Below are 24,305 nucleotides of genomic sequence, written 5' to 3'. Positions count from 1 at the left end.
GGACTGAACGATTCCGTCCATATAATCGTATTACAAATACATGCTGAAGGTGCGGGAAGGAGGGGCGGATGGGCGAAGGAGCAGAGGAGAAGATCAGGAAAGCGCAGCAGGGCGATGCTTCGGCGCTCGCTCTGCTGCTGCGGGAGAACTACACTTTTTTGTACAAATATTTAATCAAGGTGACACTGGACCCCTCGCTTGCGGAAGATCTGGCGCAGGACACGATGGTCAGATGTATGGAGAAGATCGGTACCTATAACGGCAAGTCCGCCTTCTCCTCCTGGTTGATTACAATAGCCACCCGGATCTACATCGACCGTAAACGGCGCTGGAAACGTGAGGAAGCCTGGAAACGGCAGGAGCAGGGGCTGCGTTCGATTCGCTGGCGGTTTGAGAGTCGTGGTGAAGCCTGGAGCGATGTACTGGACAGTCTTTCCCGCCTGCCTTATGCGCAGCGGGTTGCCGTACTGTTGAAGCATTATTACGGCTATGGATATGAGGAAATCGCCGAAATGCTGCAGATTCCTGCCGGAACCGCCAAGTCACGTGTGGCCACTGGCCTCAGTCAATTGCGAAAGGAGCTGAAAGAGGATGGGGAATAACAATGACCAGGATTGGATTGTACAGAAGCTTGGCGGTGAGCTTGACCGCCTGGACGACCAATTTGCAGATATCGGCATGCCTTCCTTGCAGGAACTTGAACATTTGGCTGTAGTTACAGCAGTTCGCAGATGCAAGAAAGCGAGGAACGAGCTGCTGCTGTTCTGGCTGATTTCCCTGCTGCTGCTTGCCTGCATGGTAGGAGTGCTATACTCCGCACCAGGTATCTATTTGCTAATTCAGATCCTGATTCCGCTGCTGGGCTTAGGCGGGCTGGCGGCCGGACGCATCAGACGCAGCAAGGAGGGTGCGGAAGAATGAGTGAATGGCAAGAGATTCCCTTGGCGCTGCTAATTGCTACGGCTGCTCTCTTGCTGCTGCAGGGAAGCTGGCTGTTTCACAATGCCCGCGCAAGAGGAAGGGGCAGACAGGCCTGGTTCTGGGGATTGTGGGGGATGACCGGATTTCCGACACCTGTGCTTGTCTATTGGTGGTTTGTCATTTTGCCGGACAGGCGCAGAACGAAAGGCAAGAACTAAAGGGGATGAGACGGATGGATGAGATCAATTGGAAGCTGATAGCACCCTTGTTGGTCCTGCAAGCCCTGCTTGCTATTATTGGGCTGGTTTCATTAAGCAGGGCAGAGCGCGTCCGCGGCCCGAAATGGATGTGGATGATTATTATCGTGCTGGGTAATATTGTCGGAAGCATTTCCTACTTCACTATTGGGAGGAAAGAAAACTGATGCCTCTGTTGCAAGTCACCGATTTAACTAAACAATACGGCAGTCATATTTCAGTGGATGGAATCAGCTTCGAGATCGGGCAAGGCCAATGTGTAGCCTTGCTTGGTCCGAACGGAGCAGGCAAAACCACCACCTTACGCATACTTGCCGGTCTGATGCCTCCCTCATCCGGGCGGGTGTCCTTTAAGGGAAGCCAGCCAGGATCGGAGTACCGGCGCGGACTCGGATATGTTCCACAGGCACCAGCTTTCTATGGCTGGATGAGCGGACAGGAATACGTAATTCTTGCCGCCAAGCTTAGTGGCATGAGTACCCGGGAGGCGGCGAACCAAGCTGCAGCCGTGCTCCAGAAGGTAGGGCTGGCGGAAGCTGCCCGCCGCCGGATTGGCGGATATTCTGGTGGGATGAAGCAGCGGCTGGCACTGGCACAGGCTCTTGTACACCAGCCGGCGCTGCTGCTGCTGGATGAGCCGGTCTCGGCGCTCGATCCGCTTGGCCGCCGGGAAGTGATGGAGCTGCTGCGTGACATCCGCGAAGAGACTACCGTGGTCTTCTCCACCCATGTGCTGCATGATGCCGAAGAGATCTGCGACGATATTATTCTGATGAACCGGGGGCGGATTGCTGAACAGGGTGCGCTGTCCCTGCTCCGCTCGAAATACAGCCTGCCTCTGATCAGAATCCGCATAGAGAAGAACGAACAGGCCTCTCTGTGGCTGCAGAGCTTGGCTTCCAGAACGTACATCTCGGATACACGGGAGCTGACAGCAGAGCAGGCAGTATTTCATGTCCATGATCTGGCGATGGCACGCCTTGCCATTCTGCAGGAAGCTGCAGGTCAAGGAATCCCGCTGCTGCAATTCGAAGCAGGCAGCTCCACGCTCGAGGAGCTGTTCATGAAGGTGGTGGGCGCGTGAGGAACAGCTGGATTTTCTACCAGAAGGAAATGTTGGAGTCCTTCCGCAGCTTCAAGCTGATCTGGATTCCCGTTGTATTCATTATTCTCGGAATTATGCAGCCGCTGACGTTATATTATATGGCTGATATTATGGAGGCCGCAGGCAATATGCCTCCGGAACTGCTCGCAGGATTCGAGCTGCCTGATGCGGCAACAGTGATGGTGCAGTCACTGGGGCAATACGGCACGATTGGTCTGCTGGTATTGGCTCTTGCGACAATGAACAGTCTGGCCGGCGAGCGTTCCGGCGGAACTGCGGAGATGATGCTGGTTAGGCCTCTGACTCCGACTGCTATGACGGCTGCCAAATGGTGCGCCCAGTTTACCTTATTGCTGCTTGCGCTTGGTCTGGGCGCCGCAGGCGCTGCATATTATACCGCAGAGCTGTTTGGTCCGCTTAACTGGGGGCGTGTTGCCGCCGCTTCCGCCCTTTACGGCCTGTGGCTGTTGTGCGTGGTTTCGCTGACGTTACTGTTCAGCGCATTTCTACGCCCAGCGGTAGCGGCGTTTCTGTCCCTGCTCTCAGCAGCCGGATTGTCGCTGGCTTTCAGCCTGCTGCCGTCCCGGCTGGACTGGACGCCTGCGGCATTGCCCGCACTTTCCGCCTCTGTCCTCACCGAAGGCGGAGGTGTAACTGTAAGCCCTCTAATCTCGGCGGCGCTGCTTATTCTGCTCTGCATTGGCGGAGCCGCGCAGCTGGCTGGCCGGAATAAGCTGCCTAAGGAGTAGCTTTGCGCATTCAGCAGTTATGCCAGATTCAGAATATTTTCTGAAAACTCTTCCAGAAGCCCTCCTTTTGCTAGACAGTGCTATCTTTTTTTAGTAGACTGTTGAAATAAGCAAAACCATGATAGATTCCAAGTCAGGAGGTAGGGCGATGCTGCGTTTAGGAGAGAAGATTGTCATTGTCGCGGACGCTTTCGAGCAGAATCTTCCTATCGGGGAATGCGGATACCTGATTGCTTACGACCGCAATCCGGATAATGCGTTTGATTACGTTATTCGGGTGCCACAGGCCAACCGTAATTTCTACGTGCCAGCCGAGGATGTGGAAGCGGAGGAGCAATTACTGGTAGTGGAGGCTGAACGGGCCACCCATGAAGCATTAATTGATTACGCTTTGTCCACGTACAATGAGAAGCTGTTCCACCATTTGATGAATGGTGAAGAGATGGCGGCAGAAGAGACGGAAGCTGTCTCACAAGAAGCGATGTCCCAGGCAGAGTTTATCAAACAGGTAAATCTCAGAGCTTGGATTTAAGGAGAGCCGGCGAAAGCCGGCTTTTTTGTTGTCCGGGGCCTGTATGCGGGACTAGATAGTCGCTATAATCACTCAATGCACCTATTTACTAGATGTAATCCTCGCTGGAGGATTTTTTTTATGTTCATACAACCTTATCCGGGTTTGCTGTATCTAAACTATTGAAAGCCATATACGAGAATGCAGAACTGCGGTATATCGGCCAAGCCTATTTCAAAGGAGAACTCAGGTGACAACAATAACAGCTGTACACCAAGCACAAAGCGGCGATAAAGCAGCCTTTATCCGTCTCTGCCGGCAGATCGAGCCTGAGATGTACGGGATGGCCCGTTCCATGCTGCACAGGGATGAGGATTGTGCGGATGTGATGCAGGAAGCTACCTTGAAGGCTTACCGCTCGATCCGCAGCTTGCGGCAGCCTGAATATTTCAAGACCTGGATGCTGCGCATTATCATCAACGAATGTCGTCTGCTTCAGCGCCGGCAGAAGAACACGGTGGAAGCCGGTGAGGCAGTGAACCAGCTGCCATCCCCTTCATCGTCCGCGGAATACGAGAAAATTGAACTGCGTGAAGCAGTAGAACAACTTGATGAGAAGCTGCGGGCAGTTGTAGCGCTGCATTATTTTCAGGATATGCCGATCCGGCAAATTGCTGAGCTGCTGGGTATTACTGAAACGGCAGTCAAATCGAGACTCTACCGAGCGCGTAAAACCTTGATGCAAGGCATGTAGTCTGTAGTTAGTTGGTATGCAGCCAACCCGGAAAGGAAGAGAGAAATGGACCCAAGAGAGATAGAAGAATTGGAGCAGCGTTTGAACAAGATCAAGCTTCTTCCTGCAGAGGAACTGCCAGCGATGATCCGAGAGCGCCAGGAGAAGACGTATGCCCTGCTGCTTGATGAACAATATCACCCGGAGAAACCTCAGGCACGTAAGTTCCGCCTGCTGAAACGTTCTGCGGCCGGTGCCGCCGCAGCAGTGACCCTGCTGGGAGTAGCTCTGCTTGCCAGCGGCCTGGCTTCCCCGGTTATGGCTAAGACACTGGAGCGCATTCCGCTGGTAGGCAGTATTTTTGAGCTGGCCGGAGATTTAGGCCTGAAGGCCGCAAACCAGCAGGGATTAACCGCGCCGGTCACCGGAAGCGATATCCGTCAGGAGAGCGGAATTAGGGCAACCGAGGTCATTTATGACGGCACACGGCTTGTTGTCGGCTTGAAGCGGGAAGGCGGGGATTTCAGCGGATCTTTTCATGGTCTGCGATTGAATGCGGACGGAACGCCGAAGCTGAATGCAGCTGGAGAATCTGTCTTTAACGAAGCGGGAGCTACCGGTAGCTTAAACGATTTGAAGATTCTGATTGACGGTCACCCGCTGAATCCGGAGGAAGATGCCCCTGATGCTTTTAAATACAGTATTTCACCTATCCTGGTTACCGGGCCGGATGAGCAGTCGCTGATTATGCAGTTCTCGGAGCAGACCTATGCGGGCGGAGGGCAGCTTCTGCCCGATGCCTTCACGCTGACTCTGCAGATGGAAATATCGGGTCTGGAAGGGGAGACCTTCACCTTGGACTTACCTGTCCATAAGGATACCAGTCATAACATCGTGCTGCTGCCCAAGGTCAGCCGAATGCACGATAACATTACAGCTACCGTGGAGAAGCTGACATTGGCACCTACAACGACACAGATTAGAATCAGTGATATCGCAGAGCAGAATATTTCTAAACAGTATTTGGAAGATACAGGGACTCTGGCGCTGGATCATGAGGTTTACGATGATCAGGGCAACCTGCTGCGTATCGTCAATGGGGGCGGCGGATGGTCGGAGACGGATCAGGATCAGCGTTACACGCTTAGATCGGATGTGAATCTTGAACCGCTGGAGGACAGCGTGAAGTCCATTACCGTCAGAACCTATATTTATAAATATACTGGAACCGGCCGCGAGAAGCGCAACAGGCTGGACAGTGCGGGAAATCCCGTGAAAGAATATATTCCGCAGCTGGATATGACTATCCCGATCAGATGATCCGCAGCAGTACCCACAGCATCTTTTGAAAAAATTAAGCCGCCCGCGTTCAAAATGGTTAAGTCCATTTCGACGCGGGCGGCTTTTTACCTTGATTTGGTGGCAACCGAGGCGATCCCGCCTGCAAGCGGTCATTGAATTGTCCAGGCTTCTACCATATAATTAGAAACGTTATCCGGGCGCTTTAGCCCTTTAAACAGGAGGGATGTTTCTCATGAGTATTTCCAGACAAGATGTGCAGCATGTGGCCAAGCTGGCCCGCCTGCAATTAAGCTCCGAAGAAGAGGCAACTTTAACTGAACAAATGAATGCTATATTACAATATGCCGACAAATTAAATGAACTGGACACAGAGAACGTGAAACCGACGGCGCAGGTGCTGCAGGTCAGCAACGTTATGCGTGAGGATGTTGTCAAGGAAAGCCTGTCCCAGGAAGATGCGCTGCTCAATGCGCCGGAAGAAGAAGACGGTCATTTTAAGGTGCCTGCAGTTCTGGAATAGCCGCTTTATTTGTTACTACTTAGGACCCAGCGAGGATATAGAGGGTTTCTCTATAACGTTCGGAGCAATTAGATGCATAAGTGCAACTAAATTCAGCTAAAACTCCTGCCAGCAGGCGAACAAGTGCAAATATGCAACTAATCTAGAGTAAATCAGCCCTATTTCGCTTAGAAGGCCAAAATAGATGCCTTTTTGCATCTATTTGTTCCAAAACGGAAAAAATCAGCAAATTAGATGCGCTTTCGCAACTAAATCGGCGGATTGGACTTAAGAAAGCTTCACGGAGCTGAGATTTCGAGGTTCTCATCATACGCACGCCTAAGCAGTAACCTTTATTTCAATGAAACTTATGTTATCTAAACTAATCGTATGCTTACGAGGCAAGTTTTGTACGCAGTATCTCAATGGAGCTTAGGCTCACAAAACTATTAGGAGGAACAGTTGTGAGTTTGTTTCAATATCGTCTACCTGAAGTACATAATCTGTTGATGAACCACAAGCTGTCGGTCAGTGAGTTGACCGAAACAGCCTTTGCGGCCATTGCCGAACGGGAGGACAAGGTGAATGCCTTCCTGACCCTGAATGAAGAGGGCGCGCGCCTGGCCGCGCGTGCGCTGGATGACAAGCTGGCTTCCGGTGAGGCACGCGGTCTGTTGTTCGGGCTTCCTGCCGGAATCAAGGACAACATTGTGACCCGCGGCCTTCGCACGACCTGTGCCAGCCAGTTTCTGAAGGATTTCCAGCCGTTATACGATGCGACGGTGGTTGCCAAGCTGCGCCAGGCGGATGCGGTTACCATAGGCAAGCTGAATATGGACGAGTTCGCCATGGGCGGTTCGAACGAGAACTCCAGCTTTGGTCCGGTGCGCAATCCGTGGAATCTGGAGCATGTGCCCGGCGGCTCCAGCGGCGGCTCTGCCGCAGCGGTAGCTGCAGGCGAGGTCTTCTTCGCGCTTGGCTCGGATACAGGCGGCTCTATCCGCCAACCGGCATCCTATTGCGGTGTGGTGGGCCTGAAACCTACCTATGGCCTGGTATCCCGCTACGGCCTGGTTGCATTTGCTTCCTCGCTGGACCAGATCGGTCCGCTTACGCGCAACGTGGAGGATTCCGCTTATGTGCTGCAGGCCATCGCCGGCTATGACGCCCAGGACTCCACCTCAGCCAAGGTTGATATTCCTGATTATCTAAGTGCGCTCACCGGCGATGTAACCGGACTGCGTATCGCCGTGCCTAAGGAATACCTGGGAGAAGGCGTAGACGCTTCGGTCCGTGAGAGCGTACTGGCTGCGTTGTCCGTGCTGGAAGGCCTGGGCGCAAGCTGGGAGGAGGTTTCCCTGCCGCATACCGAATATGCGGTGGCGGCCTATTACCTGCTGGCTTCCTCGGAGGCTTCCTCCAATCTGGCCCGCTTTGACGGCGTCCGCTACGGAACTCGCGTGGATGAAGGCGGCGGCCTGCTTGACCTGTACCATAACTCCCGCAGCCGCGGCTTCGGACCTGAGGTGAAGCGCCGGATCATGCTGGGCACCTATGCGCTCAGCTCCGGGTATTATGACGCGTATTACCTGAAGGCACAGAAGGTGCGTACGCTGATCAAGCAGGATTTCGACGAGGTATTCCAGAAATACGATGTAGTTATTGGGCCAACGGCCCCAACGACGGCGTTTAAGCTTGGCTCGCAGACGGAAGATCCGCTGACGATGTATCTGAACGATATTCTGACAATTCCGGTCAACCTGGCGGGAATTCCTGCGGTCAGTGTCCCTTGCGGCTACGCCGAAGGACTGCCTGTAGGCCTGCAGATTATCGGCAAGGAATTTGATGAGAGCACGGTGCTGCGCGTGGCGCATGCCTTTGAACAACATACAGACCACCACAAACAGCGTCCGCAGTTGTAGCACGAAGTCTGCACTCTACATGCGGGAACTTCGGCTTGCGGGAAATTGCCCAGCGCGAATTGGCTGATAGGTTTAACAAAACTTTTAAGGGAATGTGATTACTAATGACTACCTATGAAACGGTTATCGGGCTGGAAGTTCATGTGGAGCTTCATACCCAGTCCAAGATCTTCTGCGGCTGCTCGACCGAATTCGGCGCTCCGCCCAACACTCATACCTGTCCGGTCTGCCTGGGCCATCCCGGCGTGCTGCCGGTCCTGAACCGCCAGGCCGTGGAATATGCGATGAAGGCGGCAATGGCGCTCAACTGCACCATCGGCGATGTCAGCAAGTTTGACCGCAAGAACTATTTCTATCCCGATTCACCCAAGGCCTACCAGATTTCGCAATTTGACCAGCCGATCGGCCTGAACGGCTGGATTGACATTGAAGTAGACGGCGAGACCAAACGGATCGGCATCACCCGTCTTCACCTCGAAGAGGATGCCGGCAAGCTGACCCATGTCGACGGTGGGTTTACTTCGCTGGTCGATTTCAACCGGGTCGGAACCCCGCTGATTGAGATCGTATCGGAGCCGGATCTGCGCTCGCCGGAGGAAGCTCGCGCTTATCTTGAGAAGATCCGTGCCATTATGCAATATTGCGACGTATCCGACGTCAAGATGGAGGAAGGTTCGCTGCGCTGTGATGCGAACATCAGCCTGCGCCCTGAAGGGCAGGAGCAGTTCGGCATTCGTGCGGAGCTGAAGAACATGAACTCATTCCGAGGCGTGCTGCGCGGGCTGCAATATGAACAGGTTCGTCAGGCGGAGATCCTTGATGACGGCGGTATTGTCGTTCAGGAGACCCGCCGCTGGGACGAGGCCCAGGGCAGAACTCTGTCGATGCGCGGCAAGGAAGAAGCGCATGACTACCGGTATTTCCCGGACCCTGACCTGATCGTGCTGCATATTGATGATGCCTGGAAGGAATCGATCCGCTCCACGATTGCCGAGCTGCCGGATGCCCGGAAGCTCCGGTATAACGAGGAGTATGGACTTACTGCCTATGATGCCGGGGTTATTACCTCATCCAAGCTGCTGGCTGACTTTTTCGAAGGCAGTCTGGCTTATACGCAGGATGCCAAAGCGGTTGCCAACTGGATTATGGGCGACCTGCTTGGCTATCTGAACAGCAACAGCCTGGAGCTGTCCGAAGTGCGGATTACACCGCAAAGCTTGGGCGAGATGATTGGCCTGATCGCCGCGGGAACCATCAGCAGCAAGATAGCCAAGACGGTGTTTAAGGAAATGCTGGAGAGCGGCAAGCTGCCGGGAGTGATTGTTGAAGAGCAAGGCCTGGTGCAGATCAGCGACGAGGGTGCCATCAAAGGTATTGTGGAAGCTGTAGTCGCAGCCAACCCGCAATCCGTTGAGGATTATAAGGCAGGCAAGCAGAAGGCCATCGGCTTCCTGGTAGGACAGGTGATGAAGGAAAGCAAAGGCAAAGCCAATCCGGGGCTGGCCAACAAGCTGCTGACCGAGGTGCTGAACGGCTAGAAGGGCTTGCTCAATTTCATAATGGGTAATAAAATATCAAGAACTATAAGCTAAGGCTTGTCGGCAGCGGCAGGCCTTTCGCGCCATATAAGGGGACTGTGCGGATGGATACAATAGTAAAGCTGGATCTGCAGGATGAGAGTACCGTTGATGAGCTATGGAGCCTCCAGCATAAGGCCTACCGCCTGGAGGCGGAATTAATCGGCTTCCATGAGATTCCCCCGCTGCTGGAGACCAGAGACATGCTGAGAAGCTCCAGAGAAGCCTTCTACGGCTGTGTCGATGACGAAGGGGACCTGATGGGAGCAGTCGCAGCCGAAGAGGAGTCGCCGGGCAACCTGACGGTGACGCGCATGATGGTAGGACCGCAGTATTTCCGACAGGGGGTGGCTGGCAGGCTGCTGGAGTATATTTTTACACAATATGCAGGAATGAAGCAGTTTACCGTATCGACTGGCAAGCTGAATCTGCCAGCTGTGGCACTTTACACTAAACACGGCTTTATTCCGGTTAGCGTGGAAGAGGTCGCTCCCGGAGTGGAACTTATTGAATTTCACCGGATCGGTTCGATTTGAAGCACACAGGGCAAGTCATTTTACGAAAGGAGGAGACCCGAAATGAATAATGATTCTGAAGAGCTCCCCGTAGAGGAAGAACAGGAACAGCCGCAGGAACAGAACGAGGAGCAGCAGGCCAGTCCACCTGGAAAACGATCTCCCCGAATCCCTCCACGCGTGAAGCGGCGTCCGCGCAAGCACAAGTTTATTGCCGGGCTGCTGGCGGCGGTTCTGCCTGGGACAGGACATTTATATTTCGGGCTTCTCCGCAAAGGCATTTCATTTATCTTTATCATTCTGCTGGATATTGCTGCATTGCTGTATTTCTCTTCCATTGGCATGCAGATCAATGTGCCACTGCTGATTATATTGGCTCTGCTGATCCCGGTGCTGTATTTCTATAACGTATTTGATGTGCTGCAGCTTGCCGACCGGCGTATCCGCCTGCCGGAGGATCAGACCCCTACGCAAGCCCAAGTTCCAAAAGGGGCGGGCAAACGTCGTGCGTTTGTAACAGAACCCGGTATTTCTTTTGGGTTTCTGCTGTTGTTTGGTGGCGCAATGCTAGTTTTTTTTCGCCAAAAGCCTGCTTGGCTTCAGTTTTTCATTGAGCATTATGCGCAAGCGGCAACAGCGCTGGTTCTGCTGGCCATTGGGCTGCTGCTGGGCGTCCGAGAGATTGTTCGCGGCCTAAGCCGCCGTAGAGGCAAAGATAACCGCAGACGGCGTGTCGGCAGATACACTGCTGCCATGCTGCTCGCGGGCATCGCCGTGCCACTGTTTCTGGACTGGAGCGGGGATACAGACTATATGCTTTTGCTGCTGAAATGGTGGCCGGTTATTCCTGTACTTTGGGGGCTGGAGCTGCTGCTGATCTATTTCTTCGCCCGGCGTTCCGGCAGAACGCAGGCAGGTGCCAGAGCAAGGCTGGACTTGCGAGGCTTGTTGTCTGCAGTTCTTGTCGCGGCATGTGTGTTCATTGTGGCTGAACAGGAGCATTATCTGCATCTGTGGAACCGGGTAAGCCTCAATCTTACAGCGGCAGCAGTCGATTATGGCGAGGCCGAGGGAAGCCGATTCGAGAAGCCGGCGATTGCAGTGCCGGTCGAACTGGACACCGCGAAGCTGTCGATTGATGGGATCAACGGAGATATCCTGCTGCACAGGGCTGCGGTAGAGGATATAGAGATCGTGACTACGGTATGGGTGGATCAGCTTGAAGGGGCTATGGCAGAGGCGATTTCGGAACAGTCTTTTATCGAAGTGGTTGAAGGTCCGACCATCAAGCTTATCTCCAAAAGCAAGGCTTATGGGGATTCAGGCAAACGCCAGCCACGCATGGACCTCGATATCTCCTTGCCGGAGGACCGCCGTTTCAATCTGGAGATTCGGACCATGAATGGCCGCATCTCCCTGCAGAATGTGGAAGCAATCGAGAATATATCACTTGAGACCGGGAATGGTGAACTCGTGCTGCACCGCGTCTTAGGCAATGTTAAGGGAAAAACCTTAAACGGACCTGTCCGCGCCAGAATGCTGCAGGGAAGTGCAGAGCTGACTACTAGCGGTGGAGATATGGATGCCTGGGATGTTACTGGCGCACTCCAAATGACTACTGCGGTAGGCAACATCACCGCTACGCGAAGCGGTGCCGAAGTGGAGATCTCCAGCAAGAACGGCAACCTAGACATCAATGAAGCGAGAAGCAAGCTGAAAGCGGAATCGCTAAACGGCGGAATCCGTGTGCGCTCTCCATATCTGGAGGGAGATTGGAATATATACAGCGCGGTAGGGGATATCATGCTGTATTTACCGGCTGAGGGCAATTACAAGATCATGGGTTCAAGCGGCTACGGTAATATTGTTACGGACTTGCCGGGACTTGTAATCGATAAGAAAACCATCTCCGGCGAGCTCGGTACCGGTGAATATCAAGTGGAAGTTGAAGGAAACAGCAACCTAAATGTGAGCGAATATTGAAAAAAGTAATTTTTATTATATAATAATGAATATAAAGAGTAGACGACGTTGACAACATTTAAACCCCGGTCTTACAATTACAGGTAGAGTTACTAATATTGGTTTAACTACAAAGGCGGTGGCATTGATGGGTAGTGGCGTGCAGCATGCATTGGAGCAATTGAAAACTACCGGCGTCCGTATTACACCCCAGCGTCATGCGATTCTTACGTATCTGATGGAAGCGATGAATCATCCTACGGCCGATGAAATTTACCGTGCGCTTGAGCCTAAGTTTCCGAGTATGAGCGTGGCAACCGTATATAACAACCTCAAAATGTTCATAGAAGCCGGAATGGTGCGGGAGCTGACTTACGGGGACACCTCCAGCCGTTTTGACGCCAATGTATCCGATCATTATCATGTAATCTGTGAGGTGTGCGGCAAGATAGAAGATTTCAGCTATTCATCCCTTCACGAAGTGGAAGAACGTGCCGCTCAGAGTACAGGCTTCACGATTCATGGTTTGCGTATGGAGCTTTACGGAGTTTGCGGATGCTGTGGGAAGAACGACTCGCAGCAATAAATCTAATAATACAGCGGCGAAAGTCTACTTGCTCCATACGGTTTAGGAGGATTTGACCAGGGCTGGCCCTAACGTGCGGAATCCGGTAATCGGAGACCTCACGTTTTTTATTTTGGGTCAAAGGTGCAACCAAATTAGGTTTCGCAGCGTATTCATAAAGTCGGCTATGCCTTTTGAGCTATACAAATACAGTAATGATCTGGAGGATGTATGTTGGACAGAAGACGAAGACAAACACATGTCAGGAAAAGAGGCGGAACGTTCCGCCGTTTGCTTGGACTGTTGATTATAGCAGCTGCTGTTTATTGGGTTGTCTTTTATGTAATGCCCAACCGGGAGCATGTAGATCCGGACTGGAAAGGGCTTGATCGGCCTGTTTTTGTAAAAGGCGAACTGACGGGCTACTCTGCATCGGGTGAGGAAGATAACCTCTTATTGCCATTGCCGCTCTTGCAGGAGTATGTTGATCCTGCTATTCGTTATGAAGAGACTACCAAGTCAGTAATTCTTTCAACAAACAGCGAACTTTTATATATGCAGGAGAATAACACTGCTGCCACGCTGAACAACAAACCGCTGCAGCTGCGGCTCGCGCCGGAAGTGAAGGATAAGATAACCTATCTGCCTGCGGATGTGCTTGAAGACCTCTATGGGTTTGACTTGCATGAGGACAGCGGTACGGGAGCAGTTCTTCTTATGACTGCGGGGGAGACAGTGCCTCTTGGTACAGTTAATGGTGATGCGGGCGATACGAAGGCACTGCGACATGAGGCCTCCATACATGCCCCGATTGCAGTGGATATGCCAACAGGCGCAGCGGTGCGGATATGGAATGCAGAGAATGCGGACTGGCTGTATGTTCAGTTGGAGAGTGGTTACACCGGTTACGCCAAGGCGAGTGATATTGAGCAGGCCGGAGAGAAGAAGGTAGAGCCCAAAGCCGCCGAGCCTTCACGCGCAGAACGGAACTGGCAGGGGAAGCCAGTCAATCTGTTCTGGGAGGCTGTATATGAACGTAAGCCGAACCCTGCTTCGTTCGATAAACTGCCTGGTGTCAATGTGGTCAGTCCTACCTGGTTCAGTATTGTCGATACAGAGGGCAATGTGCGCAGCAAGGCTGACAGCGCCTATGTGCAGTGGGCCCATGGACAAGGCATGGAGGTGTGGGGACTGCTGAGCAACAGCTTTGAAGCTGACCTGACCACTGCCGCTTTGTCCACCTATGAGAAGCGGATGAATACCATTGTGCAGATGCTGCAGTTTGCTGATTTGTACAAGCTGGACGGCATCAATATTGACTTCGAGAATGTTTACACCAAAGATGGCGGGAACGTTACCCAGTTTATGCGTGAGCTAAAGCCCATGGCTCAGGCCAAGAACTTGATCGTATCGATCGATGTGACTCCCAAGTCAAAAAGTGAGATGTGGTCTCTGTTCTTGGACCGCAGGGCGCTTGGAGAGGTGGCGGATTTCCTGATGGTTATGGCTTATGATGAGCATTGGGCAGCCAGTCCGGTTGCAGGCTCCGTCGCTTCATTGTCCTGGGTGGAGCAATCGATCAGCCGAATTATTGAGGAAGATGATGTGCCGCCGGAGAAGCTGATCCTTGGTATTCCGCTGTACACCCGGATTTGGACGGAAGCCGAGGAGAAGGGCAAGACCAAAGTAAGCTCCAAAGCGGTCAGCATGAACGCCGTAGAGGAGATTATTACCGAGAAGAAACTAAAGCCGACCTTTGATGAGGAGGCTGGGCAGAATTATGTGGAATACAAGGAAGACGGCAGTCTGCGCAGAATTTGGATCGAGGATGAGGTTTCTCTAAAAGCAAGAGTAGAGCTTGCCAAGTCCTTCGGCCTCGGTGGCCTGGCATCCTGGACTCGCAGCTTCGGCAATCCTTCGGCTTGGGAAACCTTAAACGAGATTCACCAATAACGGTGAACTGCACTTATTTTAGATATCAACCAGAAACGGCTGCCTCATCCTATTCAAGGATGGGGCAGCCGTTTCTTTCAAATACTCAATGATTTAGATGCTGCTGGTCCTCAAGCTGATCAGCTGTATGGTTCGCCTGCTGCGGATCAGTTGTCAGGATGGTACGGCAGAACATACAGCGGTCCGTTTTGCCCAGCAACTTGGTCATTTTGCCGCAGGCGGGACAATCTACCTGGAGAGCACTGGTCGAGAGCATGCCTGCCCAGAAATAGATAGCTAGGCTGGCCAGCATGGCTATCAGGCCAATAACCAATCCGATTGCAGCTGCAATTTTGCCTGCCGAACCCCAGAACACAATACCGGCTGTTCCGCATACCATGAGTCCCATTCCGAGCATGGTGAGCAACAGCCCCCAGGTGCGGAAGGCATTGATTTTGGCTGATTTAAATTTCATGGGCGCATACTCCTAACTGAAATATAGTTCTGACGTGCAGAAGGAACTATGTAGCAGATGTAGAATATTACTAGTAAGCAAATTATAACTGACAAGACGCAAAATCGCCAAATTTGATGGAGGGAAGTATGGAACTGTCCAATTTGACCCTATTGAGTGGAGAAACCTTCGATGAGCATGTTCTGGGAGCGGTCACCTTGCGCAATAGCAACAGCCACACACCGGTTCAGAGCGCACTTCTTCAGGATTTTGATATGGTATTGGTAATGCTTCATGAGAACCAGAACGGAGAACATGTGGTCAGCCATACCATTTCCGGAGAGAAACGGACTCACTCTGTACATATCGGGTTGTCTGCACTGGAACATGCTGTTATGGCAGGGGACAACAACGAGCTGCTTACCAGTCTGGTTGTCGGTGAGGTGATTTGGGACCCCAAGGGCATCCTGGAAGAGATGCGCCGGCAGATAGCGAAGTTCGAGGGTTCGCTGAGAGAGCGGGTGCTTTTTATGGAATTTGCCCGTTTTTTGCATATGTATGTGAAGTCCAAACGTTATTTGGAGGCCGGCTGCATCATGGACGCATACAATTGCGTAATGAGCGCCTTATACCATTGGGCACGCATTGAGGTCAGCGAATGCGGCCAGTTTCCCGACCCTGCGATTTGGGAACAGGTCAAGAACTTGAATACTGCTGTATCCAAGCTGTATGAGGAGCTGGCAGTCAGCAATGAGACGCTTGAGCAAAGAGTTCAGCTGGTACTGCTCGCCTGCGAATTTGCCGTGATGTCCAAAATGGCAGAATGCTGCGCCTTGCTCCTAAGCATTCTGGGCAGCCGCAAGGAGCCATGGAGCGTTGATGAGCTGCTTCAGCATTCCGGGCTTAGTCCTCTGGAGGCTGAACTGCCCTTTGTGCTCCGCAAGCTGGTTTCTCGCTCGTTGGTAAGGGAGATCACCTCCTGGGCTGACACGACCTGCCGGGAGGGGCATGACATCCGATATACGTTGTAATGATTGACCTGCAGGAGAGAAGGATATAGAGAAATAATCACCTGGATAGGGAGAGCTAAGGCACTCTCTTTTTTTGTTATTCAGGCTCCGAATGATTTACTTAAGATCGGGAAATATTTATAGTTGACTTAACTCTAATTCATGTGTTAGATTATAACTCGTGCCTCTGAAACAAACGTTGGCTTGCCCAATGAAGACAGAAGTTAGCCGAAAGAGAAATAAAAAATAGGTTGACTAAAACGAGGCTGCTGTGATATATTATAAAGGTCGCTGCTGACGAGTAATAATGAAGCAGACGAGAACTTGATCTTTGAAAACTGAACAACGAGTGAGTGGGATTTTGCGAAAGTAAAATCCAAAAGAAGATGAGTTTCACGCAAGTGAAGCTTGTCGGTAGAGAATGCAAATTCTCGTCAGATGTTTCAAATTGAGCATATCGCTCTTTTCAATACTTTATCGGATCTATCCGATAAAACCAATTTGGAGAGTTTGATCCTGGCTCAGGACGAACGCTGGCGGCATGCCTAATACATGCAAGTCGAGCGGAGTCCTGTTGAAAGCTTGCTTTCAACAGGATTCAGCGGCGGACGGGTGAGTAACACGTAGGCAACCTGCCCCTTAGCCTGGGATAACTACCGGAAACGGTAGCTAATACCGGATAATTCCTTGGTTCTCCTGAACCGAGGATGAAAGGCGGAGCAATCTGCCCTTAAGGGATGGGCCTGCGGCGCATTAGCTAGTTGGTGAGGTAACGGCTCACCAAGGCGACGATGCGTAGCCGACCTGAGAGGGTGAACGGCCACACTGGGACTGAGACACGGCCCAGACTCCTACGGGAGGCAGCAGTAGGGAATCTTCCGCAATGGGCGAAAGCCTGACGGAGCAATGCCGCGTGAGTGATGAAGGTTTTCGGATCGTAAAGCTCTGTTGCCAGGGAAGAACGTCCGGTAGAGTAACTGCTACCGGAGTGACGGTACCTGAGAAGAAAGCCCCGGCTAACTACGTGCCAGCAGCCGCGGTAATACGTAGGGGGCAAGCGTTGTCCGGAATTATTGGGCGTAAAGCGCGCGCAGGCGGCTATTTAAGTCTGGTGTTTAAACCTTGGGCTCAACCTAAGGTCGCACTGGAAACTGGGTGGCTTGAGTACAGAAGAGGAAAGTGGAATTCCACGTGTAGCGGTGAAATGCGTAGATATGTGGAGGAACACCAGTGGCGAAGGCGACTTTCTGGGCTGTAACTGACGCTGAGGCGCGAAAGCGTGGGGAGCAAACAGGATTAGATACCCTGGTAGTCCACGCCGTAAACGATGAGTGCTAGGTGTTAGGGGTTTCGATACCCTTGGTGCCGAAGTTAACACAGTAAGCACTCCGCCTGGGGAGTACGGTCGCAAGACTGAAACTCAAAGGAATTGACGGGGACCCGCACAAGCAGTGGAGTATGTGGTTTAATTCGAAGCAACGCGAAGAACCTTACCAGGTCTTGACATCCCTCTGAATCTGCTAGAGATAGCAGCGGCCTTCGGGACAGAGGAGACAGGTGGTGCATGGTTGTCGTCAGCTCGTGTCGTGAGATGTTGGGTTAAGTCCCGCAACGAGCGCAACCCTTATGCTTAGTTGCCAGCACATGATGGTGGGCACTCTAAGCAGACTGCCGGTGACAAACCGGAGGAAGGTGGGGATGACGTCAAATCATCATGCCCCTTATGACCTGGGCTACACACGTACTACAATGGCCGGTACAAAGGGCTGCGAAACCGCGAGGTGGAGCGAATCCCAACAAAGCCGGTCTCAGTTCGGATTGCAGGCTGCAACTCGCCTGCATGAAGTCGGAATTGCTAGTAATCGCGGATCAGCATGCCGCGGTGAATACGTTCCCGGGTCTTGTACACACCGCCCGTCACACCACGAGAGTTTACAACACCCGAAGTCGGTGGGGTAACCCGCAAGGGAGCCAGCCGCCGAAGGTGGGGTAGATAATTGGGGTGAAGTCGTAACAAGGTAGCCGTATCGGAAGGTGCGGCTGGATCACCTCCTTTCTATGGAGAATCGTTTCCTGCAACGGAAACATTCGAACAGAAGCGTAAGCTTCTATAGAACCTTCGGGTTCAACACACTCACTCGTTGCTCAGTTTTGAGAGTTTAAGCTCTCTGTTTCTGAAAGGTTTGGACGATCACGAAAGTGTCGTTAAACGTTTCAGACTACAACTTGATCCTTGAAAACTGGATACCGAAACGAATTTGCGTTTTAGAACATCTTTTAACTGAAGCTTGCGTAAGCAAGTGAACGTGCATTAGATGCTGGAAGCGAAGATTTTGGATGATGAAGCGACCTTTGGCTTTGAATGTGTTAGTGAGTGGAGCAATCCGCGAGCGGCATTCAAAACAAGATGAGCAAATCAGCCAAACATCGTAGCGCTGGTTAAGCTAATAAGAGCACACGGAGGATGCCTAGGCGCCAGGAGCCGACGAAGGACGTGGCGAACAACGAAACTGCCTCGGGGAGCTGTAAGCAAGCTTTGATCCGGGGGTGTCCGAATGGGGAAACCCAGCTGTGGTAATTCGCAGTTACTCCTCTCTGAATACATAGGAGAGGTAGAGGCAGACCAGGGGAACTGAAACATCTAAGTACCCTGAGGAAGAGAAAACAATAGTGATTCCGTCAGTAGCGGCGAGCGAACGCGGAACAGCCTAAACCTAAGAGCTTGCTCTTAGGGGTTGTGGGACGTCTCACAAGGAGTTACAAAGGAATATAGTAGGCGAAGAGGTCTGGAAAGGCCCGCGATAGAGGTAAAAGCCCTGTAGCCTAAACTGTGTTCTCTCCGAGACGGATCCCGAGTAGTGCGGGGCACGTGAAACCCCGTATGAATCCAGCAGGACCATCTGCTAAGGCTAAATACTACCTGGCGACCGATAGTGAAACAGTACCGTGAGGGAAAGGTGAAAAGCACCCCGGAAGGGGAGTGAAATAGAACCTGAAACCGTGTGCTTACAAAAAGTCAGAGCCCGTTTTAGGGGTGATGGCGTGCCTTTTGTAGAATGAACCGGCGAGTTACGTTTACCATGCAAGGTTAAGGTGAGAAGCCGGAGCCGCAGCGAAAGCGAGTCTGAATAGGGCGATTTGAGTATGGGGCGTAGACCCGAAACCGTGTGATCTACCCCTGTCCAGGGTGAAGGTGCGGTAACACGCACTGGAGGCCCGAACCCACGCATGTTGAAAAATGCGGGGATGAGGTGGGGGTAGCGGAGAAATTCCAATCGAACTCGGAGATAGCTGGTTCTCCCCGAAATAGCTTTAGGGCTAGCCTCGGTATAAGAATAGTGGAGGTAGAGCACTGATTGGGTGCGGGGCCCGCAAGGGTTACCAAGCTCAGTCAAACTCCGAATGCCACATATTTATTGCCGGGAGTCAGACAGTGAGTGCTAAGATCCATTGTCGAAAGGGAAACAGCCCAGACCATCAGCTAAGGTCCCCAAGTGTGTGTTAAGTGGGAAAGGATGTGGAGTTGCACAGACAACCAGGATGTTGGCTTAGAAGCAGCCACCATTGAAAGAGTGCGTAATAGCTCACTGGTCGAGTGACTCTGCGCCGAAAATGTAACGGGGCTAAACACACCACCGAAGCTATGGCTAGGATCGACTTCACTGCTTCTTTGAGCGGTGTTTATCAGAAATAGACATGTATGCCTGAAATCATCCTGGAAGGGATGAAGGCTATATGTTCTACAGGGGATAAACACATTTCGAAGCTGGAGTGAAGTCGATCCTGGGGTAGGGGAGCGTTGTATATACGTTGAAGGTATACCGTGAGGAGTGCTGGAGCGTATACAAGTGAGAATGCCGGTATGAGTAACGAAAAGATCAGTGAGAATCTGATCCGCCGAAAGCCCAAGGTTTCCTGAGGAAGGCTCGTCCGCTCAGGGTAAGTCGGGACCTAAGGCGAGGCCGAAAGGCGTAGTCGAAGGACAACAGTTTGAAATTACTGTACCACCGTAATCCGCTATGAGCGATGGGGTGACGCAGGAGGGTAGTGACGCGGACTGATGGATGTGTCCGTCTAAGCAGTGAGGCTGATGTGTAGGCAAATCCGCACATCGTGAAGGCTGGGCTGTGATGGGGAGCGAAAATGTTAGTAGCGAAGGTCATGATCTCACACTGCCAAGAAAAGCCTCTAGCCAGGAGAAGGTGCCCGTACCGCAAACCGACACAGGTAGGCGAGAAGAGAATTCTAAGGCGCGCGGAAGAACTCTCGTTAAGGAACTCGGCAAAATGACCTCGTAACTTCGGGAGAAGAGGTGCCTCGGTAGGGTGAATAGCCCGAGGGGGCCGCAGTGAAAAGGCCCAAGCGACTGTTTAGCAAAAACACAGGTCTGTGCGAAGCCGTAAGGCGAAGTATACGGGCTGACGCCTGCCCGGTGCTGGAAGGTTAAGGGGAGCGGTTAGGGGTAACCCGAAGCTGTGAACCGAAGCCCCAGTAAACGGCGGCCGTAACTATAACGGTCCTAAGGTAGCGAAATTCCTTGTCAGGTAAATTCTGACCCGCACGAATGGCGTAACGACTTGGGCGCTGTCTCAACGAGAGATCCGGTGAAATTTTAATACCTGTGAAGATGCAGGTTACCCGCGACAAGACGGAAAGACCCCATGGAGCTTTACTGCAGCTTGATATTGAATTTGGGTACGATCTGTACAGGATAGGTGGGAGCCAGAGAAGCAGGAGCGCAAGCTTCTGCAGAGGCGCCGTTGGGATACCACCCTGATCGTATCTAGGTTCTAACCTAGTGCCCTTATCGGGTACGGGGACCGTGTCAGGCGGGCAGTTTGACTGGGGCGGTCGCCTCCTAAAGAGTAACGGAGGCGTTCCAAGGTTCCCTCAGAATGGTTGGAAATCATTCGCAGAGTGCAAAGGCATAAGGGAGCTTGACTGCGAGACCTACAAGTCGAGCAGGGACGAAAGTCGGACTTAGTGATCCGGTGGTACCGCATGGAAGGGCCATCGCTCAACGGATAAAAGCTACCCTGGGGATAACAGGCTTATCTCCCCCAAGAGTCCACATCGACGGGGAGGTTTGGCACCTCGATGTCGGCTCATCGCATCCTGGGGCTGAAGTAGGTCCCAAGGGTTGGGCTGTTCGCCCATTAAAGCGGTACGCGAGCTGGGTTCAGAACGTCGTGAGACAGTTCGGTCCCTATCTGTCGTGGGCGCAGGAAATTTGAGAGGAGCTGTCCTTAGTACGAGAGGACCGGGATGGACGTACCGCTGGTGCACCAGTTGTTCCGCCAGGAGCATGGCTGGGTAGCTACGTACGGACGGGATAAGCGCTGAAAGCATCTAAGCGTGAAGCCCCCCTCAAGATGAGATTTCCCAACTAGTAAGACCCCTTGAAGACGACGAGGTAGATAGGTTGGAGGTGGAAGTGCAGCAATGCATGGAGCTGACCAATACTAATCGGTCGAGGGCTTATCCACAATCTTAAAACGCAGATTTGTTTCGGATTCAGTTTTCAGGCGATTAAGCCTGTAAATGTACTATATTCCCTGATAGCTCAGTTGGTAGAGCACTCGACTGTTAATCGAGTTGTCACAGGTTCGAGTCCTGTTCGGGGAGCCATATGGAGAGGTGTCCGAGTTTGGTCGAAGGAGCACGATTGGAAATCGTGTAGGCGCCACAAGCGTCTCAAGGGTTCGAATCCCTTTCTCTCCGCCATATTATTTAGTAAGGCCCGTTGGTCAAGGGGTTAAGACACCTCCCTTTCACGGAGGTAACATGGGTTCGAATCCCATACGGGTCACCATTTTTCACTTGATTTTAACCTGTGAGATTTGGTACAATAGTATTTGTTCTTTTATGGAGGCTTAGCTCAGCTGGGAGAGCATCTGCCTTACAAGCAGAGGGTCGGGGGTTCGATCCCCTCAGCCTCCACCATGATAATTTTATAAGATAGTGTTTACAATGACGCGGGGTGGAGCAGCCCGGTAGCTCGTCGGGCTCATAACCCGAAGGCCGCAGGTTCAAATCCTGCCCCCGCAACCAATGGAACCGTGGTGTAGTTGGCCTAACATGCCTGCCTGTCACGCAGGAGATCGCGGGTTCGAATCCCGTCGGTTCCGCCATTTTAATAATGTATGGCTCGGTAGCTCAGTCGGTAGAGCAAAGGACTGAAAATCCTTGTGTCGGCGGTTCGATTCCGTTCCGAGCCACCATGTTTTATTTTAAAGACTGCACCGTGCCGGTGTAGCTCAACTGGTAGAGCAACTGACTTGTAATCAGTAGGTTGGGGGTTCAAGTCCTCTCGCCGGCACCAATAATCCTGGAGGATTAGCGAAGTGGCCAAACGCATCAGACTGTAAATCTGCTCACGTAAGTGTTCGGTGGTTCGAATCCATCATCCTCCACCAGTTTTTAGGGGCATAGTTTAAAGGTAGAACAACGGTCTCCAAAACCGTTGGTGTGGGTTCAATTCCTGCTGCCCCTGCCAATTTTTTTAAAGTTTATATGGCGGTCGTGGCGAAGTGGTTAACGCACCGGATTGTGGTTCCGGCATTCGTGGGTTCGAGACCCATCGGTCGCCCCATTTTCTTTAAGAATATAAATTGGCAATAATGTACTATAGTGTGGCGATCGTGGCGAAGTGGTTAACGCACCGGATTGTGGTTCCGGCATTCGTGGGTTCGAGACCCATCGGTCGCCCCTTTTTACTTTCTAAATGTAAATGAATGTATGTTGGGGATTAGCCAAGCGGTAAGGCAACGGACTTTGACTCCGTCATGCATAGGTTCAAATCCTATATCCCCAGCCATTTTATGCGGACGTGGCTCAGCGGTAGAGCATCGCCTTGCCAAGGCGAGGGTCGCGGGTTCGATTCCCGTCGTCCGCTCCATTTTTTTGGCGCCATAGCCAAGTGGTAAGGCAAAGCTCTGCAAAAGCTTTATCCCCAGTTCGAGTCTGGGTGGCGCCTCCATTTTTATTCTTAAGCAATGCGCCGATGTGGTGGAATTGGCAGACACGCCGCACTCAAAATGCGGTGCCGAGAGGCTTGCCGGTTCGAGTCCGGCTATCGGTATACTAAAAGGGTTTATAAAATTGCTAACTCAGCGATTTTATAAGCCTTTTTTCTTTGCCGAGATGTTATATTTTTATCGCTTTATTCATGGTTTCTGCTGAGTAGCCACATTGATATAGTCCAGGTAGTCCATACAGTACGAATCTTTGCAAAGGTCACAGTTTACTCCTGCTGCTGTTTAAGATGCAGCAGCTTGTAGAATGCGTCTACAAGCGGCAGAGTGCGGCGGCTTGCTTTGTTCTTCGTCCTGTAGGTCAATAGCAGACCATTTCAAACCAAGTACCTCACTTCGCCGTAATCCATAAAAAGCTGCAAGAATGACAGCAAGCTCAATTTTGCTGTTCCTTACAACTTCCAAGAGACGCAGATTCTCCGTTATCCGCTTCACCTACACATTCCATATCAGACTGCGAATCTATGTTGTACCTTAGCCCTTGACGAACAAAAGGTTGATCATCTACAAGTAAAATTCGAATTTTTTCACTAGATTTTAGCCGGAGAGATGGTCGCTCAGCCTATTGTTGGGCTGTAATGGCAGATTCCAGCCATCAATTCCAAACGTAGCAAGTTGAATACCCACAGCCAGCAAAACGTTTATTGAAAAGACAATCAGTGCAAAAAGAAAGGATGCTGAAATTTTTGCCTTTATCAATTTGGATTTTCCGTATCTAGTCGAGAGAATAACGCTGTCAGCGCCGGATTGATATTCTCCTGCGAATACAGGAGCAACACAAATGCAGATTGCAATAATGGTAACGATTAGCAATTCAAAACATTGGAACAGGCTTTTCCAGCCAGCATGATAGCCATATTCATAAGGCGTTTCAATCTGACTGTTTTTAGCGTTCCAAAAATCTTTTTCTTGCTCGGAATATGCCCAGTCAGAATAGTCTACAGTAAAACATTTCTCCACTTTTTCGGTGCGGGCCGCATAAAACTCTGCATTATCTTCTAACTGCATATCTCTGATAACGGTAAGTCCGGTAAGAGTGGTTTTCCCTGCCCCGTTTGCTCCAAGCCAAAGTATAGTTTTTCTGATTTCTTTCAATCTTCCGTCATTAATTTAAACGTTAATTTCATCAAGGTGCAAGTGCAGGTATTCTTCCTTGGGCGGAAGCGGCTTGTCGCTCATGATAGCGTCCAGAATATTGCACATGCTGACGGACAGCTGATCCGGCTGTTCATTTATGTTCCGTTGCAAATATCTATC

The 24,305-nt window shown here is 51.7% G+C and carries 20 protein-coding genes, 16 tRNA genes and 2 rRNA genes; 35 read left to right on the top strand and 3 right to left on the bottom strand.

The features are described from left to right. Positions 1-68 precede the first annotated feature (68 nt). The 16 genes from sigY (at position 69) to B9T62_RS27130 (ending at position 14,571) form a co-directional block, all read left to right on the top strand. Complete coding sequence (sigY, locus tag B9T62_RS27205) at positions 69-602, top strand: RNA polymerase sigma factor SigY (RefSeq protein ID WP_087918139.1); 534 nt, start codon at positions 69-71, stop codon at positions 600-602. Further along, a complete protein-coding gene (locus B9T62_RS27200; RefSeq protein WP_087918138.1) occupies positions 592-921 on the top strand; it encodes a DUF5345 family protein in 330 nt (109 codons plus the stop codon). The genes sigY and B9T62_RS27200 overlap by 11 nt, the downstream gene beginning before the upstream one ends. Next, the gene (locus B9T62_RS27195; protein ID WP_087918137.1) at positions 918-1,139 is read left to right on the top strand and encodes a hypothetical protein; all 222 of its coding nucleotides are present in this window, start codon (positions 918-920) and stop codon (positions 1,137-1,139) included. Before B9T62_RS27200 ends, B9T62_RS27195 begins: the two co-directional genes overlap by 4 nt. A gap of 14 nt (positions 1,140-1,153) precedes the next feature. Beyond that, the gene (locus B9T62_RS27190) at positions 1,154-1,345 is read left to right on the top strand and encodes a PLD nuclease N-terminal domain-containing protein (protein WP_087918136.1); all 192 of its coding nucleotides are present in this window, start codon (positions 1,154-1,156) and stop codon (positions 1,343-1,345) included. After that, positions 1,345-2,262: an ABC transporter ATP-binding protein gene (locus B9T62_RS27185; protein ID WP_087918135.1), complete on the top strand. Its 918-nt coding sequence runs from the start codon at positions 1,345-1,347 to the stop codon at positions 2,260-2,262. The genes B9T62_RS27190 and B9T62_RS27185 overlap by 1 nt, the downstream gene beginning before the upstream one ends. After that, complete coding sequence (locus tag B9T62_RS27180; RefSeq protein WP_087918134.1) at positions 2,259-3,032, top strand: ABC transporter permease; 774 nt, start codon at positions 2,259-2,261, stop codon at positions 3,030-3,032. Before B9T62_RS27185 ends, B9T62_RS27180 begins: the two co-directional genes overlap by 4 nt. Positions 3,033-3,180: 148 nt before the next feature. Next, entirely contained in the window at positions 3,181-3,564 is a 384-nt protein-coding gene (locus B9T62_RS27175) for an ATPase (RefSeq protein WP_087918133.1), read from the top strand. A 229-nt stretch (positions 3,565-3,793) separates the two neighbouring features. Then, the gene (locus tag B9T62_RS27170) at positions 3,794-4,297 is read left to right on the top strand and encodes an RNA polymerase sigma factor (protein ID WP_087918132.1); all 504 of its coding nucleotides are present in this window, start codon (positions 3,794-3,796) and stop codon (positions 4,295-4,297) included. Positions 4,298-4,342: 45 nt separating this feature from the next. After that, complete coding sequence (locus tag B9T62_RS27165; RefSeq protein ID WP_087918131.1) at positions 4,343-5,596, top strand: DUF4179 domain-containing protein; 1,254 nt, start codon at positions 4,343-4,345, stop codon at positions 5,594-5,596. A 214-nt stretch (positions 5,597-5,810) separates the two neighbouring features. Then, positions 5,811-6,098, top strand: coding sequence for an Asp-tRNA(Asn)/Glu-tRNA(Gln) amidotransferase subunit GatC (gene gatC / locus B9T62_RS27160; RefSeq protein ID WP_087918130.1), 288 nt, complete (start codon positions 5,811-5,813; stop codon positions 6,096-6,098). A gap of 443 nt (positions 6,099-6,541) precedes the next feature. Beyond that, positions 6,542-7,999, top strand: coding sequence for an Asp-tRNA(Asn)/Glu-tRNA(Gln) amidotransferase subunit GatA (gene gatA, locus B9T62_RS27155; protein ID WP_087918129.1), 1,458 nt, complete (start codon positions 6,542-6,544; stop codon positions 7,997-7,999). A gap of 104 nt (positions 8,000-8,103) precedes the next feature. Continuing rightward, positions 8,104-9,537 carry an Asp-tRNA(Asn)/Glu-tRNA(Gln) amidotransferase subunit GatB gene (gene gatB, locus B9T62_RS27150; RefSeq protein WP_087918128.1) on the top strand — a complete coding sequence of 478 codons (1,434 nt, stop codon included), beginning with the start codon at positions 8,104-8,106 and terminating at the stop codon, positions 9,535-9,537. Positions 9,538-9,641: 104 nt separating this feature from the next. Then, positions 9,642-10,112: a GNAT family N-acetyltransferase gene (locus tag B9T62_RS27145; protein ID WP_087918127.1), complete on the top strand. Its 471-nt coding sequence runs from the start codon at positions 9,642-9,644 to the stop codon at positions 10,110-10,112. 42 nt (positions 10,113-10,154) lie between these two features. Continuing rightward, positions 10,155-12,074 (top strand): DUF4097 family beta strand repeat-containing protein, encoded by a 1,920-nt coding sequence (locus B9T62_RS27140; RefSeq protein ID WP_087918126.1) that lies wholly within the window; start codon positions 10,155-10,157, stop codon positions 12,072-12,074. A gap of 127 nt (positions 12,075-12,201) precedes the next feature. After that, positions 12,202-12,639, top strand: a complete 438-nt coding sequence (gene perR / locus B9T62_RS27135) for a peroxide-responsive transcriptional repressor PerR (protein ID WP_087918125.1) — start codon at positions 12,202-12,204, stop codon at positions 12,637-12,639. A 210-nt stretch (positions 12,640-12,849) separates the two neighbouring features. Then, positions 12,850-14,571: a glycosyl hydrolase family 18 protein gene (locus B9T62_RS27130; protein WP_169834440.1), complete on the top strand. Its 1,722-nt coding sequence runs from the start codon at positions 12,850-12,852 to the stop codon at positions 14,569-14,571. Positions 14,572-14,656: 85 nt separating this feature from the next. Here B9T62_RS27130 and B9T62_RS27125 read toward each other — a convergent pair whose 3' ends face one another. After that, a complete protein-coding gene (locus B9T62_RS27125) occupies positions 14,657-15,025 on the bottom strand; it encodes a DUF2614 family zinc ribbon-containing protein (protein WP_087918123.1) in 369 nt (122 codons plus the stop codon). 128 nt (positions 15,026-15,153) lie between these two features. Between B9T62_RS27125 and B9T62_RS27120 the strand changes: the two genes are divergently transcribed. The 19 genes from B9T62_RS27120 (at position 15,154) to B9T62_RS27030 (ending at position 23,095) form a co-directional block, all read left to right on the top strand. After that, positions 15,154-16,035: a nucleotidyltransferase-like protein gene (locus B9T62_RS27120; protein ID WP_157794032.1), complete on the top strand. Its 882-nt coding sequence runs from the start codon at positions 15,154-15,156 to the stop codon at positions 16,033-16,035. Positions 16,036-16,512: 477 nt separating this feature from the next. Then, positions 16,513-18,070 (top strand): 16S ribosomal RNA (locus B9T62_RS27115). 381 nt (positions 18,071-18,451) lie between these two features. Then, positions 18,452-21,500: ribosomal RNA gene (locus tag B9T62_RS27110) — 23S ribosomal RNA — on the top strand. The 16S and 23S rRNA genes sit together here with 16 tRNA genes alongside, the layout of an rRNA operon. A 66-nt stretch (positions 21,501-21,566) precedes the next feature. Then, positions 21,567-21,642 (top strand) — tRNA-Asn (locus B9T62_RS27105). A gap of 3 nt (positions 21,643-21,645) precedes the next feature. After that, a tRNA-Ser gene (locus B9T62_RS27100) sits at positions 21,646-21,738 on the top strand. A gap of 13 nt (positions 21,739-21,751) precedes the next feature. After that, a tRNA-Glu gene (locus B9T62_RS27095) sits at positions 21,752-21,826 on the top strand. A 55-nt stretch (positions 21,827-21,881) separates the two neighbouring features. After that, a tRNA-Val gene (locus tag B9T62_RS27090) sits at positions 21,882-21,957 on the top strand. 31 nt (positions 21,958-21,988) lie between these two features. Continuing rightward, a tRNA-Met gene (locus B9T62_RS27085) sits at positions 21,989-22,065 on the top strand. A gap of 2 nt (positions 22,066-22,067) precedes the next feature. Continuing rightward, positions 22,068-22,145, top strand: a tRNA-Asp gene (locus tag B9T62_RS27080). Between the two features lie 14 nt (positions 22,146-22,159). Next, positions 22,160-22,235: transfer RNA gene (locus B9T62_RS27075), tRNA-Phe, on the top strand. A gap of 25 nt (positions 22,236-22,260) precedes the next feature. Beyond that, positions 22,261-22,336, top strand: a tRNA-Thr gene (locus B9T62_RS27070). Between the two features lie 8 nt (positions 22,337-22,344). Continuing rightward, positions 22,345-22,430: transfer RNA gene (locus B9T62_RS27065), tRNA-Tyr, on the top strand. Between the two features lie 6 nt (positions 22,431-22,436). After that, positions 22,437-22,510 (top strand) — tRNA-Trp (locus tag B9T62_RS27060). Positions 22,511-22,530: 20 nt separating this feature from the next. After that, positions 22,531-22,606 (top strand) — tRNA-His (locus tag B9T62_RS27055). 43 nt (positions 22,607-22,649) lie between these two features. Next, positions 22,650-22,722: transfer RNA gene (locus B9T62_RS27050), tRNA-His, on the top strand. 34 nt (positions 22,723-22,756) lie between these two features. Further along, a tRNA-Gln gene (locus B9T62_RS27045) sits at positions 22,757-22,831 on the top strand. A 6-nt stretch (positions 22,832-22,837) separates the two neighbouring features. After that, positions 22,838-22,912: transfer RNA gene (locus tag B9T62_RS27040), tRNA-Gly, on the top strand. A 7-nt stretch (positions 22,913-22,919) separates the two neighbouring features. Next, positions 22,920-22,993, top strand: a tRNA-Cys gene (locus B9T62_RS27035). A gap of 20 nt (positions 22,994-23,013) precedes the next feature. Beyond that, positions 23,014-23,095: transfer RNA gene (locus tag B9T62_RS27030), tRNA-Leu, on the top strand. A 490-nt stretch (positions 23,096-23,585) separates the two neighbouring features. On the opposite strand, the gene B9T62_RS27020 is transcribed toward B9T62_RS27030, so the two are convergent. Both B9T62_RS27020 and B9T62_RS40295 read right to left on the bottom strand, forming a co-directional pair. After that, positions 23,586-24,143, bottom strand: a complete 558-nt coding sequence (locus B9T62_RS27020) for a hypothetical protein (protein WP_087918121.1) — start codon at positions 24,141-24,143, stop codon at positions 23,586-23,588. Positions 24,144-24,158: 15 nt separating this feature from the next. Continuing rightward, entirely contained in the window at positions 24,159-24,296 is a 138-nt protein-coding gene (locus B9T62_RS40295) for a hypothetical protein (protein WP_157794031.1), read from the bottom strand. Positions 24,297-24,305 lie beyond the last annotated feature (9 nt).

The organism is Paenibacillus donghaensis (assembly GCF_002192415.1).
GTDB lineage: Bacteria > Bacillota > Bacilli > Paenibacillales > Paenibacillaceae > Paenibacillus_AQ > Paenibacillus_AQ donghaensis.
The sequence above is the reverse complement of the archived record's forward strand: the minus strand, read 5'-3'. Positions and strand labels throughout refer to the sequence as shown.